General features: G+C 73.3%; 11 protein-coding genes. 3 read left to right on the forward strand and 8 right to left on the reverse strand.

From position 1 onward, the window contains the following. Positions 1 to 3 precede the first annotated feature (3 nt). Positions 4 to 285, forward strand: a complete 282-nt coding sequence (locus tag M8J74_RS36280) for a chorismate mutase (protein ID WP_058923702.1) — start codon at positions 4 to 6, stop codon at positions 283 to 285. 550 nt (positions 286 to 835) lie between these two features. Here the strand turns inward: M8J74_RS36280 and M8J74_RS36285 are convergent. Beyond that, positions 836 to 1,966, reverse strand: coding sequence for a hypothetical protein (locus M8J74_RS36285; protein ID WP_249840508.1), 1,131 nt, complete (start codon positions 1,964 to 1,966; stop codon positions 836 to 838). A 248-nt stretch (positions 1,967 to 2,214) separates the two neighbouring features. On the opposite strand from M8J74_RS36285, the gene M8J74_RS36290 reads away from it, so the two are divergent. Further along, positions 2,215 to 3,213, forward strand: a complete 999-nt coding sequence (locus M8J74_RS36290; protein WP_249840509.1) for an LAETG motif-containing sortase-dependent surface protein — start codon at positions 2,215 to 2,217, stop codon at positions 3,211 to 3,213. Between the two features lie 67 nt (positions 3,214 to 3,280). On the opposite strand, the gene M8J74_RS36295 is transcribed toward M8J74_RS36290, so the two are convergent. The 4 genes from M8J74_RS36295 to M8J74_RS36310 form a co-directional block, all read right to left on the reverse strand. Continuing rightward, on the reverse strand, positions 3,281 to 5,062 hold the full coding sequence (locus M8J74_RS36295) for a GMC family oxidoreductase N-terminal domain-containing protein (protein WP_249840510.1): 1,782 nt from the start codon (positions 5,060 to 5,062) through the stop codon (positions 3,281 to 3,283). A 42-nt stretch (positions 5,063 to 5,104) separates the two neighbouring features. Further along, the gene (locus tag M8J74_RS36300; RefSeq protein ID WP_058923706.1) at positions 5,105 to 6,718 is read right to left on the reverse strand and encodes a succinic semialdehyde dehydrogenase; all 1,614 of its coding nucleotides are present in this window, start codon (positions 6,716 to 6,718) and stop codon (positions 5,105 to 5,107) included. Between the two features lie 104 nt (positions 6,719 to 6,822). Further along, on the reverse strand, positions 6,823 to 8,541 hold the full coding sequence (locus tag M8J74_RS36305) for a serine/threonine-protein kinase (protein ID WP_249840511.1): 1,719 nt from the start codon (positions 8,539 to 8,541) through the stop codon (positions 6,823 to 6,825). Between the two features lie 48 nt (positions 8,542 to 8,589). Then, positions 8,590 to 9,498 (reverse strand): MBL fold metallo-hydrolase, encoded by a 909-nt coding sequence (locus tag M8J74_RS36310; protein ID WP_249840512.1) that lies wholly within the window; start codon positions 9,496 to 9,498, stop codon positions 8,590 to 8,592. Between the two features lie 72 nt (positions 9,499 to 9,570). Between M8J74_RS36310 and M8J74_RS36315 the strand changes: the two genes are divergently transcribed. Further along, entirely contained in the window at positions 9,571 to 10,473 is a 903-nt protein-coding gene (locus tag M8J74_RS36315; RefSeq protein WP_249840513.1) for an AraC family transcriptional regulator, read from the forward strand. Here M8J74_RS36315 and M8J74_RS36320 read toward each other — a convergent pair. The 3 genes from M8J74_RS36320 to M8J74_RS36330 form a co-directional block, all read right to left on the reverse strand. Further along, positions 10,470 to 12,065, reverse strand: a complete 1,596-nt coding sequence (locus tag M8J74_RS36320; RefSeq protein ID WP_249840514.1) for a serine/threonine-protein kinase — start codon at positions 12,063 to 12,065, stop codon at positions 10,470 to 10,472. The genes M8J74_RS36315 and M8J74_RS36320 overlap by 4 nt on opposite strands. Positions 12,066 to 12,134: 69 nt before the next feature. After that, the gene (locus tag M8J74_RS36325; RefSeq protein ID WP_249840515.1) at positions 12,135 to 13,757 is read right to left on the reverse strand and encodes a serine/threonine-protein kinase; all 1,623 of its coding nucleotides are present in this window, start codon (positions 13,755 to 13,757) and stop codon (positions 12,135 to 12,137) included. A 57-nt stretch (positions 13,758 to 13,814) separates the two neighbouring features. Next, positions 13,815 to 15,206, reverse strand: a 1,392-nt coding sequence (locus tag M8J74_RS36330) for a protein kinase domain-containing protein (protein WP_249840516.1), incomplete at its 5' end; no start/stop codon positions are given.

Consider the following 15,206-nt stretch of genomic DNA (forward strand, 5'->3'; position numbering starts at 1 on the left):
CGCATGACCGCCATCGACGTGACCGGCGCCCGTACCCCCGAGGCCGCGGACGTGATCACCGGCGCCCGTGAGCGCATCGACGCGCTCGACGACCGGATCATCGGCCTGATCCAGGAACGGATGGCCGTGTCGGCCGTGATCCAGGAGGCGCGGATCACCTCCGGCGGACGCCGCGTGAACCTCTCGCGCGAGATGGACGTCCTGAACCACTACAGCGAGGCCCTCGGCAGGCCCGGCACCGCCCTCGCGATGACCCTGCTCGAACTGTGCCGCGGTCGCATCTGAGTTCGCATGCCCTCTCACCCGTACGGCGCGTGACCGCCCCGCGGACCGCTTCGTTGGTGGGGTGTCCGCGCCAGCCAGGGGCGGGCCCGAAAGAACCACGCGTGGCTTGCTGGAGCGATGAGACGTACGGGTCGTGCCGTACGTCGTGGGACCTCGCTCCAGGGTTGTGACCGGACGGCAGGGGACAGCAGCCCGGTCACCCCGTAACGGTCGGCTCCGGGGACGCCCGGGGCCGACCGGCGGAAAATGCAAAAATGCACAACCCTGGGTCAAACGGTTGCGGAGGCCGCGTCCATCCAGCACGATGCGTAGAAAGCCCAAGTCCCCTCGCAGTCAACCGCATTGCCCGTCCCCCAGCACTGCCAGAGGTCCATACCCTCCGTGCGCCCCATGGGCGCCGGGGAGGCGACCCAGGGCGCTCGGAGGGCACACGAGACAAGCGGCGCAACCCCCCGGCGCCGCTCCCAGGCACCGACGCTGCCCTGACGTCGGTGCTGACGAAAGAAGGGCCCCGCGGCCGCGTCCGCGGGGCCCTTCGCATGTCCTGGCCTCAGACCCGGGACACCGTCCCGCAGCCCTCGCCGCGGTCCTCCCCGATGCCCTTGCTGCGGTCGTAGGGGTCGGTGGTGGGCCCGCTCGGCGGCGCGCCCGTCGGGCCGTCCGCGCCGAACGACGGGTGCAGGTAGCCGTCGTAGACGTCGCAGGCCGAGTTGCCGACCCGCTGGTCGTAACGGCGGACGGCGATCTTGCCCGGGGTGACCCGGTACTTGGCCGGGTCGGACATCTCGATGTCGAGGACGCGGCGCACGATGGTGCGGGTGACCTCCGTCGAACCGCCCGCCCTGACCACCGGGTAGACGAAGGTGTAGTCGGCGTGGATCGCGACGGACGCCTGCTCGCCGGCCTTGAACGTGATGCGGCCGCGGGTCTTCACGACGTCCCCGACGAGCTTGATCTCGGCGGGGTCGAAGCGGCTGAACATCGACAGCGGGTCGTGCTCGCGGTCGGGCTTGCGCAGGGACGTGTTCAGCCGGTCCAGCAGCTCCTTCTGGCGCGGCTCGATCACGCCGAGCGCGCCGGCGGGGCGTTCGCCGCGCAGGGTGGCCGCGTCGAGGTTGGCGTCGACCAGGAGCGTGCGGGTCTGCCGGAGCGCCTGCTCCACCTGGGCCGCGGACAGGGAGCCGACGGGGGTCGCCTTGGGCAGCACGATCCCGGCCTTCCCGTCGGCCCAGCGCTCCGCCGGGGAACCGGCGAACGGGCGGACGAGCGTGGGGGTTTCGGGGTCCGCCGAGGAGGGCGCGGCGGTCGGGGCGGCGGTCTCGGCGGGCAGCGGCGAGGCGGCGGACGCTTCCGCGTCCCCCGCGCCGAAGGGGTCGCCCGGCACCAGCGACGGCTTCATGGCGACGACGGCCACGGCGGCGGCCAGCAGCACGCCGAGCACCGCCCAGCCCTTGCGGGGACCGGGCTTGCGCCCGCTCGTGGCGGGCCCGGTGCGCCAGCCGGCCGGCGACTCGCCCCGCGCCTCCTGCTGCCGCAGCCGCTCGGTGACCATGCGGGCCCGCGCGGACGGCTCCTTTGGGGCGGAGCCGTGGTCCCGGAGGAACTTCTCCCAGACCTCGTCGGGTACGGACGGTTCCCCGCCGGAACCCGGTCTCGGCTCGTCGGACGGTGTGTCGGCCACGGCGCCGGCCCTTTCTGCGTCACTCGACGTCATCGAAGCATGCGAACCGCCGTATTCGTCGAACTGGAGTCGTTCGAACTGTGGGTCGCCTGTCGAGCAGCAGAGCGTACGTGATCCAGGGCACATAAAAAATCTGTGAAGGCGGGCACAACCCTTCCCACGGCTCACTGATCCAACTCTGCGAACAAGGGCCACAAACCCGCGCCCCACACGCGGAGCCCTCCACACTGGACTCCTTGAGGTTTTCGATGAAGCTTCGCCGTGCCATGGGTGTCGCGGCCGCGACCGCGGTCCTCGCTCCTCTCGCCCTGCTGTCCGCGCCGGTCGCCTTCGCGGACGACACTCCCGACACGTCCACGAGCAGCCCGGCCGCCACGGAGAGCTCGCCCGCGGCCGAGGACAGCTCCCCGGCCGCGGAAGACAGCTCGCCCGCCGCCGAGGACAGCTCCCCGGCCGCCGAGGACAGCTCGCCCGCCGCCGAGCAGACCAGCCCCGCGGCCACCGCCTCCACCTCCGCGTCCGCGACCGCCTCGGCCTCCGCGACCGCCTCTCCCTCGCCCTCCGACGGTCCCGTCGACGAGTGCAAGGACTCCAAGGTCGACGTCAGCATGCACGGCCTGCCGGGCAAGATCGCCGTGGGCAGCGGCTGGCACAAGTTCACGCTCAGCGTGCTCAACAACTCCGGCTCCACGCTCAAGGACCTCGACTTCTTCGCCGGCGCCTCCGCCGACAAGCAGGGCGAGGACATCTTCAAGTCCAAGCAGGTCCGCCTCCAGGCCTGGAACCCGCAGGACAAGGTCTGGGAGGACGTCGACGACTCCGGTTACGCGGTCGGATACGTGGGCTACACCGACACGCTGAAGCCCGACTTCCAGGTCGACATCCCGATGCGTCTCAACGTGTCGTCGTCCGCCCCCGTCGGTGCCGGCTTCTCGCTCGGCGCGACGATCTACGGTGACAGCGACGGCCAGTGCACCGGCTACGGCGATGTCGCCTACAAGTTCCAGATCGTCTCGGCCGGCACGGACACCTCCGGCACCGAGCCGCAGGAAGGCGGCCAGGTCCCGGTCACGGACGAGAAGCCGAGCAGCGACACGCCGAAGGTCGACGGCAGCCTCGCCGAGACCGGTTCCTCCTCCGCGCTGCCGGTGATCGGCCTCGTCGGCGGTGCCGCCGTCGCGCTCGGCGGTGGCGCGATGTTCGTGGTCCGCCGCCGCAAGACCGCCGGTTCGCACACGGCCGCGTAAGAACACCACAGAACGGGAGAAGGACCCGCGCTCGGAGGGGAGCGCGGGTCCTTCTTCCGTTCTCACGTCACTTCTTGGGCGGCACCGCGGGCATCCCGAGGAACGGCAGCCGCAGCGCGCCGAACGCCTCCGCCGGGACCGCCGGGCTCTTCGGCTCGACGGGCGCGAGACGCCGGTACGCCTCTCCCTGCGCCGGACGCGGGTCCTCCTCGCCCTTGTTGGGCCAGTACGACATCGCGCGCTCCGCCTGCGCGGTGATGGTGAGGGACGGGTTCACCCCCAGGTTGGCGGAGACCGCGGCACCGTCGACGACCGAGATGCCGGGGTGGCCGTAGAGGCGGTGGTACGGGTCGATGACGCCGGTCTCCCGGGAGGAGCCGATGGGGCAGCCGCCCAGGAAGTGGGCGGTGAGCGGGGTGCCCATCAGTTCGCCGACGTTGGAGCCGGCGAAGCCGTTGATGTCCGCGGCGATCACGGACGCGGCCTCGGAGGCGGCCCTGATCTGCTTGGGGTTGGGGGCGCCGTGGCCCTGCCGGGCGGTGAGCAGGCCCTTGCCGACGCCGTCCGGCTTCAGGTACGTCGTCAGGGAGTTGTCCAGCGACTGCATCACCAGGCCGATGATGGTCCGCTCCGACCAGCGGCGGTTGGACAGGGAGCGCAGGACGAGCAGGGGGTGGCGGGCGGCGTTGCGCAGCCAGGCCAGCGCCCTCGACGAGCCCTCGGCGTAGGGCACCTGGAGGATGGACAGGCCGCCCATCGAGTTGGAGCCCTTGCCGTAGCGGACCGGTTCGATGTGGGTGTTCTCGTCCGGGTGGATCGAGGACGTGATGGCGACCCCGCGGGTGAAGTCGACCTTCGGCTCGCCGGTGGCCTTGCGGTAGCGGCGGCTGTCGGTCTGCGCGCCGACCAGGGCCTCGGAGTTGGTGCGGGTCAGCTCGCCCAGCCTGTCCGAGAGGTGGGGCAGCCGGCCGCTGGCCTTCATGCGGTGCAGCAGGGTCTGGGTGCCGTAGGTGCCGGCCGCGACGACGACCCGGCGGGCCTTGAAGACGCGGCCCCTGGAGGACTTGCGGCGGTCGTCGGTGGGCAGGGTGGCGATCGCGTACCCGCCCAGGGAGTCGTCGGTGATCGAGACCACCGTGGTCATGGGGTGCACGACCGCGCCCGCCTTCTCGGCGAGGTGCAGGTAGTTCTCGTTGAGGGTGTTCTTCGCGCCGTGGCGGCAGCCGGTCATGCACTCGCCGCACTCGGTGCAGGCCCTGCGGGAGGGCCCGGCGCCGCCGAAGTAGGGGTCCTCGACCTGCTCGCCGGGTTTGGCCTTCGCCGTGCCGTCGGCGTCCTCGCCGTCGCCGAAGAACACGCCGACCGGCGCCATGTGGAAGGTGTCGCCGACGCCCATCCGCTCCGCCGCCGCCTTCAGGTGGACGTCGGAGGGGGTCATGGTCGGGTTGAGCCGTACGCCCAGCATGCGCCGGGCCTGGTCGTAGTACGGCTTCAGCTCCTCCTGCCAGTCGGTGATGTCACGCCACTGCGGGTCGTCGAAGAACGGCTTCGGCGGGACGTAGAGGGTGTTGGCGTAGTTGAGCGAGCCGCCGCCGACGCCCGCGCCGGCCAGGACCATCACGTTGCCCAGCAGGTGGATGCGCTGGATGCCGTACATGCCGAGCTTGGGGGCCCACAGGTAGTTCTTCAGGTCCCAGGAGTTCTTCGGCAGGCTCTCGCGGGTGAAGCGTCGGCCGGCCTCCAGGACACCCACGCGGTAGCCCTTTTCCGTCAGGCGAAGCGCGGTGACGGAACCGCCGAAGCCGGAGCCGACGACGATGACGTCGTAGTCGTAGGTGTCCTGTGGCACGTGCTCTCCTCGTCGAGAACGGGTGGTCGGGAACGGGTGTGCCTACTTGAAGCGCAGGGCCTTCATCAGCCGCAGGCTGCGGCTCATGAACGCGGCGTACTTCTCGTCGTCCATCCCCAGCGACGGGGCCATCGGGAGCAGCCGCTGCTGGGCCACCGTCTGGGCCTCGGTGTACTTGAGGATGCCCTCGGAGCCGTGCCGGCGGCCGAGGCCGGAGTCCTTCATGCCGCCCATCGGCGACTGGACGCTGCCGTAGGCGGGCGCGTAGCCCTCGTTGACGTTGACGGTGCCGGTGCGCAGGCGGGCGGCGACCGCGCGGCCGCGGGAGCCGTTCTTCGTCCAGACCGAGGAGTTCAGGCCGTACGCGGTGGCGTTGGCCTGCTCGATCGCCTCGTCCTCCGTGCCGAAGCGGTAGACGGAGACGACCGGGCCGAAGGTCTCCTCGGTGCACACCGCCATCGGCTCGGTGACGCCGTCGAGGATCGTCGGCTCGAAGAAGTACGGGCCGATGTCCGGGCGGGCGACCCCGCCGGCGACGAGCGTGGCGCCCTTGGCGACGGCCTCGTCGACGTGCCGGGTGACGGTCTCCAGCTGCCGCTCCCCCACCAGCGAGCCCATGTCGGCGCCGTAGGCCAGCGACCTGCCCAGCCGCATGGCCCGGGTGCGGGCGGCGAAGCGCTCCAGGAAGGCGTCGGCGATCGACTCGTGGACGTAGAGCCGCTCGATGGAGATGCACAGCTGGCCGGCGGAGGAGAAGCAGGCGCGGACGGCGCCGGCGGCCGCCTTCTCGATGTCGGCGTCCTCCAGGACCAGCATGGCGTTCTTGCCGCCGAGTTCCAGGGAGACGCCGACCAGGCGGGCGGCGGCGCCCTGGGCGACCTCGCGGCCGGTGCGGGTGGAGCCGGTGAAGGAGACGTAGTCGGCGTGCTTGACGATCTCGGGGCCGACGACCGGGCCGTCGCCGATGACGACCTGGAAGACGTCGGCGGGCAGTCCCGCCTCGATGAGCAGGTCGCGGGCCCACAGCGCGGTCAGGCAGGTCTCGGTGTCCGGCTTCATGACGACGGCGTTGCCGGCGGCGAAGGCGGGCAGCGCGTCGCCGACCGACAGCTCCAGCGGGTAGTTCCAGGGGGCGATCTGGCCCACTACTCCGCGCGGGTGACGCAGCTCGGTGACGCGCGTCAGGGTGGGCATGGCGCCGGCGTGGTGCTTGGGCCTGAGGTAGGAGGGGGCCTTGCGGCCGTAGTGGCGGGCCGCGACGGCGACGGCCTGCACCTCCTCGTGGGCGTGCAGCCGGGCCTTGCCGGTCTCCAGCTGGATGAGGTCCAGGACCTCCGCCTGGCGCTCCAGGATCAGGTCGTGGAAGCGGAGCAGGACGGCGGCGCGCTGCCGTACCGGCGTCTGCTCCCACACCGCCTGGGCGCGGCGGGCTGCCTGGAAGGCCTGCTCCACGTCCGCGGGCGTGGACTCGGGCAGGTCGGCCAGCTTCTCGCCGGTGAACGGCGTGTGGTTGGCGGTGCGGCCGGAGCCGACCACACCCTTGGTGAGCTGGGCGACCAGCTCGGGGGTGACCACGTCGGCGGCGGTACGGGCGCCCTCCGGTGCGGGGGCGAGGGGATTGGTGCCGGTCTTGGCCGGGGCCTGCGCGTCCGTCATGAGGCGCAGGGTATGCCGCGGCGGAGCCTTTGGGTACCCGTCGGTAACGCGGCTTCACCGAGTACTCACACGGCGCCAGTGGTCACTGGCAAGGTTTGCGCTGATCAGGGCGTTGGGCGCGCGAGGCTGGCCGTGGTCCCGGATTTTCCGATCACGAGGCGGTCACGGGCCTCCTTGAACACCGCCATGCCCTCGCGCTCGCCGGGGGTTCCCTTCGGCATGTCCACCCGCAGCTCGTACATGCGGTCGTCCGCGGTGACGAGGAAGAGCTGCACGACCCGGGTCGGGGTCTGCTTCAGCCCGTACGTCGTGTCGGCGACGGCCGCGTCGAGGCCGTGGTGGGAGGTGCGGTACTGCGAACCGCTCGCGTCGCGGTGGGCGCCGTTCCAGGTGTCGAAGGCCTTCTTCGCCGCGTCCAGCGGCGTGCCGGGGGCCCGGTCCCACTCGGTGAGGCGGACCTGGACGAGCCCGGTGTCGTAGACGACGAGCCGGGGCCGGCCGCCGGTGCCGCCCTCGCGGGCGGACTCCTTGTAGGCGGCGGGGAGAACGAGGACGGCGTCCATGTCGTCCGGGCGGTGGGCGACCCAGGCGCCGGTGGAGGGGGACGCGGTGGCGGCAGGGGTCGCGCGGGCCGGGGCCGACCGGTAGGTGGCGGTGTGCTCGGTGACGGACTCACCGGCCGGCCCGGCGAACCGGGAGGCGGCGAACCAGGTGCCCCCGACGAGCGCGACGGCGGCCACGGCGAGGACGGCACGACGACGTGGGGCGGGGCGCCTCGGGGCGGGGGCGACGGTGGTGGTGGCGGCGGTCTCCGGTACGGGCTCTGGGGGCGCCGCCTCCGGCTCCGGTACGGGCTCGGGGGGCGCCGCCTGCGACGCCGGCACGCCGCCGCCCAGCCGCACCGTCCCCGCGTCCTCGCCGAACTCCTCGAGCAACGACGCCTCCTGAGCCTGCGTCACCTCGCCCTCGGCGAGGACCGGCACCGGCCACCCCTCGGCCACCGCCTCCAGCACGGCCTCCGTCTCGCGCGCGCCGGGCCGCTGTTCGGGGTCCCTCAGCAGCAGCCGTGCGATCAGCGGCCGGAGCGGCCCCGCCTGCTTCGGTTCGGGCGGCTCGCAGGCGATGACCGCGGCCAGGGTGGACTCCACCGTCGTACGCCGGAACGGTGAGGCCCCCTCCACGGCCGCGTACAGCAGGACGCCCAGCGACCACAGGTCGGAGGAGGGACCGGCGCCGCGGCCCGACATCCGCTCCGGGGCGATGAACTCCAGCGAGCCGACGAACTCCCCGCTCATCGTGAGGGATTCCTCACCCTGCACATGCGCGATGCCGAAGTCGGTGAGGACGACGCGGCCGTGCGGGCCGAGCAGCACGTTGGCGGGCTTGACGTCCCGGTGGACGATGCCGACGGCGTGCGCGGCACCCAGGGCGCCGAGGACGGCCAGGCCGATACGGGCCGCTTCCCGGGCGTCCACCGGGCCGCGCCGCAGCACCTCGTGCAGGGACTCACCGCGGACCAACTCCATGACGATCCACGGGAGTCCGTCCTCCTCCACCACCACGTCGTGGATGGAGACGGCGGCCGGGTGGTCGACGCGGGCGGCGGCGCGGGCCTCGCGGTGGAGGCGGTGGGCGGCCCGCTGCCGGTGCTCGTCCCGCGGGTCGCCGGGCAGCCGGGGCTCCTTGACGGCGACGTCCCGGTCCACGAGCTCGTCGTGGGCCTGCCACACGGTGCCCATGCCGCCGGAGCCGATGCGCTCGGTCAGCCGGTAGCGTCCACCGAGCAGCCGGCCCTCGCGCGTCTGTTCACCGCCTGCACTCATGTCTCATGACTACCGTGCGCGGTGCGGCCTTGTCGACGCGGGGCGCCCCTATGGCGTGCGGCCGGCCACCTCCAACGCGCCTTTCTCGCGCCGCACTTCGACGACACCGGCGCCGCCGAAGTGCGCGGGCACCACCAGCTCCCGCTCGTCGGCGGCCCGTTCCAGCACCCGCCGGCGGCTGGCGGCGGCCCGCTCCGGGTCCAGGCAGAAGCAACTGCTGCACTCGGGATGCAGGATCTGCACCGGGCTGTGCAGCAGGTCGCCGACGAAGACGGCGCGTTCGCCGCGGGAGGCCACGCGCAGCACGGAGGAGCCCGGGGTGTGCCCCGGGGCCGCCTCCAGGGTGAGGTTCTCGTCGATGCGGTGGTACCCGTCCCAGAGCAGGGCCTGCCCGGACGCGTGCACCGGGGCGATGCTGTCCTCGTAGATCAGCCGGTCGTCGGGGCGCAGGCCGCCGCCGTAGCCGCCGCGCGGGCCGAAGTGGTGGTCGTCGGCGGCGGGCAGGAGGTAGCGGGCCCCGGGGAAGGTGGGCGTCCAGGTGCCGTCCACGTCCTGGGTGTTCCAGCCGACGTGGTCGCCGTGGATGTGGGTGTTGACGACCAGGTCGACGTCCTCGGGCCGCACCCCGGCCTGCGACTCCAGCCGCGCGGGCAGACCCTCACCGCCCTGCCGGTGGAAGAAGGGGTTGCCGGGCCGCTCCCGCCCGTGCCCGACGCCCGTGTCCACGAGCACGGTCCGTCCCGCGCTGCGCAGCACCCAGGTCTGCAGGGCGACCACCGCGCGGCCGGTCTGCGGGTCCCAGTGGTCGGGGCTCAGCCATCGGCGGTTGCCGTCCCACACCTGCGCCTCGACGCCCGGGACGAGCTCGCGGGCGGGCGCGTAGGGCGCCCGCCATTCGAGGACCCTGCGGACCTCGACGTCACCGATCATGAAGCCCTGCGTGTTGTCATCAGCCATGTCCTTCACGCTAGAAGCGCGGGCATGAGCCTTCCAATGCTTCTTCGGCTCACTTCGATACGCTGCTGTCTCATGGACGTGGTGAGTGACGCGATCTCCGCCGTACGCATCGGACAGCCCTCCTCCAACCGGCTGCGGGTGGGCGGCACGTGGTGCACGCGGCTCGCCCCGTACGAGGGGGCCGGGTTCCACGTCGTCCTGGCGGGCCGCTGCTGGCTGCGGCCGGACGGGGGCGGTGAGCCGGTGACGCTGGGCGCCGGGGACGTCGTCCTGCTGCCGCACGGGGCGGGGCATGTGCTCGCGGACTCGCCCGGGGACACGGCCGCCGCGGTGCCGTTCGAGGAGATGCGCCGCCCGCCACGCGATCCCGACGGGCGGGCCGAGGTGGAGCTGCTGTGCGGCAAGTACCGCCTCGACAGCAGCCGCGTGCACCCCCTGCTGGCGGAGCTCCCGCAGGTCGTGCACCTGCCCAACCGGGTCGGCGCCTACCCCGAACTCCGCGCGGCGGTCGACCTGTTGGCCCGCGAGCTGGACGAACGGCGCCCGGGCTCGTGCCTGGCCCTGCCGAGCCTGCTGGACCTGCTGCTGGTCTACATGGTGCGGGCGTGGATGGCGCGGGCGGAGACGGGAGCGTGGCCGGCGGTCCTGAGCGATCCCGTGACGACGGCCGCGCTGCGCGCCCTGCACACCGACCCGGCGGCCCCGTGGACCAACGACCGGCTGGCGGCGCACGCCGGGGTGTCGCGGGCGACACTGGCCCGCCGCTTCACCGCCCTGGTCGGCCGGCCGCCGATGGCGTACCTGACGTGGTGGCGGCTGACGCTGGCGGCGACCCGGCTGCGCGCCACGGACGCCCCGCTCGCGGCGGTGGCCCGGGAGGCGGGGTACGGGACGCCGTACGCCCTCTCGCACGCGTTCAAGCGGGAGTTCGGAATGACACCGGGCATGTACCGCAGCCGGCCCGCGCCCGCCTAGAGCTTGTCCACGTCCCAGTTCGCCAGGACGATCCGCGCCACCTCGCGCCCTCTGTCCGTGAAGTCGCTCTTGTTCGGGTAGACGACCGTCAGCTTGTACATGTCGCCAGCCGTCGACCGGTAGTAGAAGATCTGGGCCTCGCGCGGCAGCGGGTTCTGCGAGTCGTCGGTGGTGTAAGTGACCGTGTTCTGGGCGGCCTTGCGGCCGTGGTAGGTCAGGGACGGCCGCGTGTCGGTCCGCGGGCCCTCCGGCATCTGGAGGCTGTAGTCGCCGGACTCCTTGAACGTGCCGTCGTCGTCGTACATCTGCGCGGCCGCGGAGCCCTTGATGCCGTACGCGTCGTCGTCGGTCTTCCGGGTCACCGTCAGGCCGACGGTGATGGCGCCGCTCGCGTCGCTGTAGGCCACCCAGTGGGTCTTGTCGTCCTTGCCCGGCACCGACCTGCGGTAGTCGTCCGGGACGGGAAGGGTCGCCGTGACGTCCTTCTCGTGGTGCCTGGCCCAGCCGTCGGGCAGCGGGCCCGCGAACGGGTTCGCGATCAGGACGTACGCCAGCGCCGCCGCGACCACCGCCGCAACGCCCCCGCCCAGCAGCGCGCCGCGGCCCAGCCGGACGCCGCGCCCGGCGCCCGCCGAACCCGGGTCGGCGTACGCGACCTGCTGCGTCGGCACCGGCGCCGGCGGGTTCGCGGCCGCCTCCAGCAGGGCCCGCACCCGGGCGGCGTCGGGCCGGTGCGCGGGGTCCTTGTGCAGCAGGCCGGTGATCAGCTCCGCCAGCGGGCCGGAGGCCGATGCGGGCGGTGCGGGCGTCGCGTTGAGCACCGACTGGAGCGTGGCCGGGGTGTTGCTGCGGCGGAACGGGGAGACGCCCTCCGTGGCCGCGTACAGGACGACGCCGAGGGACCACAGGTCGGACGCCGGGCCGGGCCGCTGGCCCAGCACCCGCTCCGGCGCGATGTACTCGGGCGAGCCGACGAAGCCCCCGGTGTCGGTCAGGTTCGTCTCGCTCTCGATCTGCGCGATGCCGAAGTCGGTGAGCACGATGCGGCCGTGCCGGCCGAGCAGGATGTTGTCCGGCTTGACGTCACGGTGCAGGACGCCCGCCGCGTGCGCGGCCTCCAGCGCGCCGAGCACCTCCAGGCCGATCCGGGCCGCCTCCCGCGCCCCGAGCGTGCCCTCCTGCAGGGCGTCGCCGAGCGAGCGGCCCCGCACCAGCTCCATCACGATCCACGGCCGCCCGTCGACCACGGCCACGTCGTGGACGGTGACCACCGCCGGATGGTCCAGGCGGGCCGCGGCGCGGGCCTCGCGGCGCATCCGCTCGAAGACCTTGTCCCGTTCCCGCTCGGGCAGGTGGTCCGGGACGCGCGGTTCCTTGACGGCGACCTCGCGGTCCACGGTCTCGTCCTTGGCCCGCCACACGGTGCCCATGCCGCCGTGCCCGAGCTTGCCGAGCAGCCGGTACCGGCCGGCGATGAGCCGGTCCGCGCCGGGTTCCGGCCGCGCGGGCCGGGACGGCCGGGGCACGGGAGGCTGCAGGACAAAGCTCGTCGTGTCGTCGGACTCGTGGCCGACGCCCCCGTTGGCGCTCATGAGGTCATCCATATCGCGCCATGCGCCCGCGCATCCAGCGTTGGCCGGTTCCGGTCACAGACCCGTGACCTAGGACCTGCCCGCGAAGGTGTCCACGGCCACGTCGAAGTACTCCTTCGCCTCCCGCACCTTGCCGACCGGCGCCGACACCCACACGTCGTACATCCGGCCGCCCTCCTCCCAGCACAGGTCGTAGGTGTGCCGGGGGCCCTCCGCCGTGCTGAAGCCGTTCCAGGTGAACTCCCACAGGGCGGCGGGGTGTCCGGCGTGCGTGGCCGGGGTGACCTTGCCGTCGTGGTAGCCGGGGTTGGTGTCCGGGCCCTCGGCGGCCGAACGCCGCATCACCGCGAGCGGGCCGCCCTTCTGCGGGTCGGCGGTCTTGATGCCGAGCCGGAAGGTTCCGCCCGGGGACAGGTAGAAGATCCGCTCCCCCTGCGGCTCGCGGGTGAAGGACTCCGGTACGGCGAGGGCGAAGCCGGCCGGGTCGTCGGCGACCCGGTAACCGGAGGGCGCGGAGGGGCCCTTCGCGGTCGTGGCGGCGGTGGCGGACGGGCTCGGGGTGGCGGACGGGCGCCGGGTGCTCGGCGTCGGCGACGCGCTCACCGACGTACCCGGACCCGTGCTCGACGGCGTACCGCCCCCGTCGCCGCCGCCCCGGTGCATCAGCAGCGCCGCCGCCGACACCCCGGCCCCGGCCATCGCGGCGACCAGCACGGCGGCGATCAGCACGCCCCGGGCGGAGCGCCCGTTCTCCGTCTGCGCCGAGGCCGGGGCGGGCGGGGACGGCAGCGGGGGCCGGCGGGGCACGTCACGCTGGGTGGGGGTGTAGTCGGACGGCGGCAGCTCCGGGGTGCGGCCGGTGTCGCGGAAGGCGCGCAGCATCCGCTCGGCCTGCTCCGCGTCCAGCCGCCGGTCCGGATCGCGCTCCAGCAGGCCGCGTACGACGGGCAGCAGCGGGGCGGCCTGCGCGGGCGGGCGGATCTCGTCGAAGACGACGGCGTGCAGGATGCCGCCCAACGAGTCGCGCCGGAAGGGGGATTCGCCGCTCAGGGCGGTGCACAGCAGCGCCCCCAGCGACCACAGGTCGGACTCCGGCCCGGTCCTGGCGCCCGACATCCGCTCCGGTGCGGTGTACTCGGGCGAGCCGACGAAGGACCCGGTCTCGGTGAGCGTGGTGGCGCCCGCGACCTGGGCGATGCCGAAGTCGGTGAGGACGACCCGGTCGGTGCCGGCCTCCAGCAGGACGTTGGCGGGCTTGATGTCCCGGTGCAGGACGCCGGCCCCGTGCGCCGTGCGCAGCGCGCTGAGCAGGCCGATGCCGATCCGGGCGGCCTCCCGCGGCTCGATCGGGCCGCGTGCGGCGATGCGGTCGGCGAGGGAGCCGCCGTCGATCAACTCCATGACGATGTACGGTCGTTCGTCGTCCTCGACGACGTCGTGGACGACGATGATGTGCGGGTGGCGCAGCTGGGCCACCGCCCGTGCCTCACGCAGGGCGCGGTCGCGCTGGCGGCGGACCTCCTCCGCGGAGGCGGTGTCGTCCAGGTCCAGGGGGATCTCCTTGACCGCCACCTGCCGGCCGAGCAGCTCGTCGGTCGCCCGCCACACCACGCCCATGCCGCCGCGTCCGAGCCGCGTCCCCAGCCGATACCGGCCCGCGATGACACGGACGCCTGCCCCCTCGGTCCCCATGCGCCCCATCATGCCGCACCGGACGAACCGCCTCCGGGGCGGTGACCGGCCAACCCGCTACGGCGCGGTCTTCTCCTGCCAGCCCTGCAGGATGGCCTTGAACCACTTGGCGGACTGCGCCCAGTCGGCCGCGGGCGAGGACACGTAGATCGCGTACTCGCTGCCGTCGCGGGAGATGTACGTCTCCTCGATGGCGCGCCGCGGCCCCGGGAACCTGGTGTCCTTGGGCAGCGCGGTCCAGGTGTACTCCCACACCGAGCCGTTCCGGTCGCGGTAGAGGTTCTTCTGCAGCTGGACGCGGTGGTAGGCGACGAGCTTCTGCAGCTGTTGCTCCAGATCCTTCTGGTGCTGCGTGACGTCGGCGAAGTCCGGCGAGGTGTCGATGGCGATGCGCACGAAGTGCTTGCCGCCGTCCGGCGAGTAGTCCACCTGGTGGAGGTCGGGGTCGACGTCGCCGGTGCCGGTGACCTCCGTGCGCTTCCAGCCGGGCGGGAGGTACACGGTGAAGCCGTTGGGGTCCGGGTACCTCAACCAGTTGGCGGGAACGGTTCCTTCGGAGCCGCCGGTGGACGTGGCCGACGGCGTCGGGCTCGGGGACTGGGACTGGGAGGTCCCGCCCGCGTCCGACTGCCGCCCCTGGTTCCACTTCTGCAGCGCCACGGCCGTACCGCCGGCGACGATCACCGCGAGGGCGACGGCCAGCACGAAGGTGCGCAGACGCCGCCGCTTCGGCGGGGCGGCGGGCACGGGGCCGATGCCGGTGGGCCCGACGGCGGTGGGTCCGGTCAGCGGCGGATACGGGGTCCCGGACCCGGTCTGCGGGCCGGTACCGGTGGGGTAGGGCCCCGTACCGGTGCCGGTGCGTGTCTCGTAGGGGCCGCCCGCGTGCTGCGTGGGGACGTACGCCTGGGCCGCGTCCGACCGGCGTCCCTCGGCCGCCTCGGCGAGCATCTGCTCGGCCTCGGCCGCGCCGGGCCGCCGGGCCGGGTCCTTGGCCAGCAGCGCCGCCATGACGGGTCCGAGCGGACCGGCGAACTGCGGCTCGGCCGCGTCCTCCTCGACGACCGCCTGCATGGTGGACAGCGGCGAGGTGCGGCGGAACGGCGAGCGGCCCTCCACCGCCGTGTACAGCGTGGCGCCGAGCGCCCACAGGTCGGAGGCCGGGCCCGGGTCGTGGCCGCGCACCCGCTCGGGGGCGAGGTAGTCGACCGAGCCGACGACCTCGCCGGTGCGGGTGATCGTCGTGTCGCCCTCGATCTGGGCGATGCCGAAGTCGGTCAGCAGCACCCGGCCGTCGTGCCCGAGGAGCACGTTGCCCGGCTTGACGTCCCGGTGCAGCACCCCGGCGGAGTGCGCGGCGCGCAGCGCCCGCAGCACCCACAGTCCGATGCGCGCGGCCTCGGCAGGCTCCACGCGCCCGTGCTCCTTGACCGCGTCGGCGAGCGAGTG

Origin of the sequence: Streptomyces panaciradicis, from assembly GCF_023516615.1 — a bacterium.
Lineage (GTDB): Bacteria > Actinomycetota > Actinomycetes > Streptomycetales > Streptomycetaceae > Streptomyces > Streptomyces panaciradicis.

Excerpts from the sequence above, each read along its gene's own strand:
- M8J74_RS36280 (WP_058923702.1), top strand. The coding sequence starts at position 4 with ATGACCGCCATCGACGTGACCGGCGCCCGTACCCCCGAGGCCGCGGAC.
- M8J74_RS36290 (WP_249840509.1), top strand. The coding sequence starts at position 2,215 with ATGAAGCTTCGCCGTGCCATGGGTGTCGCGGCCGCGACCGCGGTCCTC.
- M8J74_RS36300 (WP_058923706.1), bottom strand. The coding sequence starts at position 6,718 with ATGACGGACGCGCAGGCCCCGGCCAAGACCGGCACCAATCCCCTCGCC.
- M8J74_RS36305 (WP_249840511.1), bottom strand. The coding sequence starts at position 8,541 with ATGAGTGCAGGCGGTGAACAGACGCGCGAGGGCCGGCTGCTCGGTGGA.
- M8J74_RS36310 (WP_249840512.1), bottom strand. The coding sequence starts at position 9,498 with ATGGCTGATGACAACACGCAGGGCTTCATGATCGGTGACGTCGAGGTC.
- M8J74_RS36315 (WP_249840513.1), top strand. The coding sequence starts at position 9,571 with ATGGACGTGGTGAGTGACGCGATCTCCGCCGTACGCATCGGACAGCCC.
- M8J74_RS36320 (WP_249840514.1), bottom strand. The coding sequence starts at position 12,065 with ATGAGCGCCAACGGGGGCGTCGGCCACGAGTCCGACGACACGACGAGC.
- M8J74_RS36325 (WP_249840515.1), bottom strand. The coding sequence starts at position 13,757 with ATGGGGACCGAGGGGGCAGGCGTCCGTGTCATCGCGGGCCGGTATCGG.